The sequence below is a fragment of the Rhodococcus sp. 27YEA6 genome, assembly GCF_044908235.1.
In the GTDB taxonomy this organism is placed as follows: Bacteria; Actinomycetota; Actinomycetes; order Mycobacteriales; family Mycobacteriaceae; genus Rhodococcus_F; species Rhodococcus_F qingshengii.
This window is the reverse complement of record NZ_JBIYCY010000056.1, coordinates 1-3,261: the sequence shown is the minus strand read 5'-3', so window position 1 is coordinate 3,261 and position 3,261 is coordinate 1. Positions and strand designations below refer to the sequence as shown.

4 protein-coding genes are annotated in these 3,261 nt (G+C 58.5%); 2 read left to right on the top strand and 2 right to left on the bottom strand.

Annotation, left to right across the window (positions count from 1 at the left end; genetic code table 11):
* The first annotated feature begins 669 nt into the window (after positions 1 to 669).
* Both ABH939_RS33060 and ABH939_RS33055 read left to right on the top strand, forming a co-directional pair.
* Positions 670 to 882, top strand: coding sequence for a ribbon-helix-helix domain-containing protein (locus ABH939_RS33060; protein ID WP_151097304.1), 213 nt, complete (start codon positions 670 to 672; stop codon positions 880 to 882).
* A complete protein-coding gene (locus ABH939_RS33055; RefSeq protein WP_003943396.1) occupies positions 879 to 1,235 on the top strand; it encodes a type II toxin-antitoxin system PemK/MazF family toxin in 357 nt (118 codons plus the stop codon). The genes ABH939_RS33060 and ABH939_RS33055 overlap by 4 nt, the downstream gene beginning before the upstream one ends.
* A 197-nt stretch (positions 1,236 to 1,432) precedes the next feature.
* Here the strand turns inward: ABH939_RS33055 and ABH939_RS33050 are convergent, their stop codons facing one another.
* Both ABH939_RS33050 and ABH939_RS33045 read right to left on the bottom strand, forming a co-directional pair.
* A complete protein-coding gene (locus tag ABH939_RS33050) occupies positions 1,433 to 1,822 on the bottom strand; it encodes a helix-turn-helix transcriptional regulator (RefSeq protein WP_007728194.1) in 390 nt (129 codons plus the stop codon).
* 1,072 nt (positions 1,823 to 2,894) lie between these two features.
* The coding region (locus tag ABH939_RS33045; protein WP_404650735.1) for a hypothetical protein at positions 2,895 to 3,261 on the bottom strand (367 nt) is incomplete at its 5' end.

Below are 3,261 nucleotides of genomic sequence, written 5' to 3'. Positions count from 1 at the left end.
GAGAGATCTCTTGAAGAATCACGCGGTGGCCGCGTCCACGTCCAGCATCGGGACGATCTCGGCGACCGCGCTACACCACTATCCGGGACTCAACTCCATGCACGCAGCTCTCGGCATTTGATGGTGGTGTGGGTCCTGCTGTCGAGACGACGGCGCTGGACGTGGTCGACGTTAGGCCATTGTGTGCATCTGCCGACCTATACGGTGGGATAGGTGCAGGACGAGGTTTTCGCGATCTCGTCACGGTCGGTGTCCCGCTTGATCGGGTCGGAACTCACCTCGCCGAACTCGCGTCCCTGCACCGCGGCGACATCCGAGGCAGCGCAGACAGTTGATCATGTGGATCGGCCCGCACGTCTTTCGTCATGCGACGGGGATCCGATAGTCCGTGGTTATTGCCGGGATAACGAGCGGTAACAGTCGAAATATCTCATCGGCAACTGCAAGTTATGTCAGTTCTTAAGTGACTGTGCAACAACCAGTTTCGACGGAGGTCGCTATCTGAATTGAAATTCTGGGCGAAAATGCGCGACGACCAATGGCTCTGAGGTGGCTATGAGGGAGACGCGTCGGGGTGGTTGCCTCCTTGAATGGGCTCTTTCTTGCTGGTGAGGCGGTGTAGCCGTTTTCGCGGGTTACCGCCAGATCATACTTTGGTACGCTTAAAGTATGACCACGAAATTTACCATAAGTCTGCCTGACGAGGATGCGCACCTACTCGACGAGTATGTGCGTGATCACGGACTTCGTGGCCGGTCGGCAGGAATTCGAGCCGCACTCCGCCTACTCTCGACGTCCGGACTCGAACGTGACTACGCTGCAGCGTTTGCTGAAGGTGACGTAGATGAAGTGTGGGACGCTGTCTCGGCAGACACCGAATGATTCGCCGCGCGCACATTCACTGGGTGGATCTCGATCCAGCGCAGGGCAGTGAAGCGGCGAAACGACGACCGGCGGTGGTGGTGAGCAACGACCGGGCCAACGCTACTGCAGAAAATCTCGGCAGGGGCGTGATCACCGTGGTTCCGTTGACTACCAATACCGCGCACGTGTTTCCGTTTCAGGTGATTGTCGAGTCCGACGAGTCAGGTTTGGCGCGAGCGTCGAAAGCGCAAGCGGAGCAAGTGCGTTCGGTATCGGTTCGGCGTCTGGATCCTGAACCTGTCGGCAAGGTCGGGATGGAGACTTTCGCCGCACTCGAGGACGCGCTGCGGCTGCACCTCGATCTGCAGTAACTTGGTGCTGTTGGGGCCGGGTGATCGCCTCGATCGTCGGGGTGCGGTTGCCGAAGACCCTACGTGGTCTGCTCTGCCCACTCGCTGCTTGCTTCCCTTGCCAGCGCGGCAGTGAGAGTGCGTCCGACGAGCGGCAGGACGACTCGGCTTGCTAGCAATTGGTCTCGATACAGCGAACGAACCGAGGGGCGGAACGCCTAAGGTGTGCTGGTCCATCCGTCTGGGGTGTGAAGTACTCCGTTCACTCGCACTGGAATAGGGGGTCCTCCGGTGTCTCCTACTGTGCGGCGGCATATCTCGTCGAGGATTTGCTTGTTCGACATTTGTTGCAGCGACATCCTGGTCGGGGAGAGAGGGCGGTTCTCTTCTTCGGTCATGTAGCCGGCGGCGATCAGCACGTCTTGTATGGGCGCATCGAACAACACTGCGACCTGCCGAAGAACTTGCGGGGACGGCGATCGCACGATCGTTGCCCAATGACGCAGCAACGACGGATACACCCCTAGCGCCCGGGCAGCCTCCTCGGTGCTCTCGTAGCCCCGAGCATCGATCTGATCACGAATCCACACTCCGAATCCTGTCCGCATGGCCTGAATTTTTTCATGGATTCGTGGACTCGATATCGGTGTGGCGCTGCTTACTGAATTCTCCCGGGGGGGAGCGTGAGTTTTGACGACAGTACTTCTGTCGTGATGGTGCGAAAAGCTCGGTGGCTAGTCGAGTCGTTCCGACACCGACTCAGGATGCTGCTCCTACGCCGATGCCGCGATGGACACTCAGCGGTCATCGCGTCCACGGGTACGGCGCTGGCCTCTGACTCGGTATCGGCTGAATCACCAGGGTTTTCGTTGGTGTGGTTGCCACCTTGAGCGACGGTCATTTCGGATTCGGGTTTCATCGTCCTTGGTTCGGCACGTACACCGCGTGTCCGGTATCGGGTGCACCACCGCCATACTGCCCGCCTGTCCTGTAATCGCTTCTCTCGGACCTCTGAGTCATCGACGGATTCGCGGATGCACCCCTCATTCAGTGTGCACTCCTGACCTATCACGTCTGTCGTCGGAATAGTGGACGAAGATCCCAAACATTGAGCACTGCAGGAAAACTGGCATTTCGGGTTCGAATTTGGTTAGCATCTTGTTGCTGCGGTGATTCTGAGTGGTCAGTTCGTCCGCGCAGGACCTGCCCTCCGGCTGTCCACTCGCCGGGGGCAGCGGGCTTCTACCTCGTCCCGATTGTCACACGTTCCGAATATGTCGGGTGCGTGGCGACGGTACAGACCCGGCCCTCGTCGGAGAGTGAGGAACTTGGTATGACCGCCAATGGATCATCTGCCAAAGCGCTTCGTGATGTGCGGCGGGCACAGTCGAGACGAAAGCTGGCGGGCATCTCATGTCTTCGGTCTCTTTACTTCGAGCGCCGGTTGTTTCTTCGTCCGTGGTGATGGCTTGGTCTGTTCACGACGTGGTGGAGTGCCAGCCGGCAGGCCGGGCGAGCGTGATCGTGCTAGGTGAGGCGCGGGTGGGAAGAGTCTTTCGGGATGGGAATCGCGGGATCGTGGTGGTCAAACATTCGTCCTGCGTGGCTCGGCTTTTGGTGGACTGGACAATCAGAGGAACCCTGTCTTTTTGAAGAAGCTAGTGACAGCAGCGTTGTCGGTCATGCTGTAGACGTCGATTGTGAGGCCGGTTTCCATGTTGACGTAACTTCCCGATACTTGTCCGGTGGCGCCGTCACTGATGTTGACTCCTGCTGTGCGGGAGTCGTTTTCGACCAGGGTGTGTTCCCGTAGTCGTATTCGCCGTATCCGAGAAGTGTCTTTTTCGCTTGTTTCAGGTCGAGGCTGGCTGTGAAGCGATTGCCGTATTCGGAGAAGCTTTCGGCGAGTTGATTGGATTTTTTGATATCGCAGCTGATCACGAGGGCACCGTCTGTCGACGGCCATCGTAAGCTCCCCACTGGCGGCCATTTATGGCGCATTTTGTGGCCATGGTTTCTCCCCGCGTACGGCCAGATAGTTCCCCAC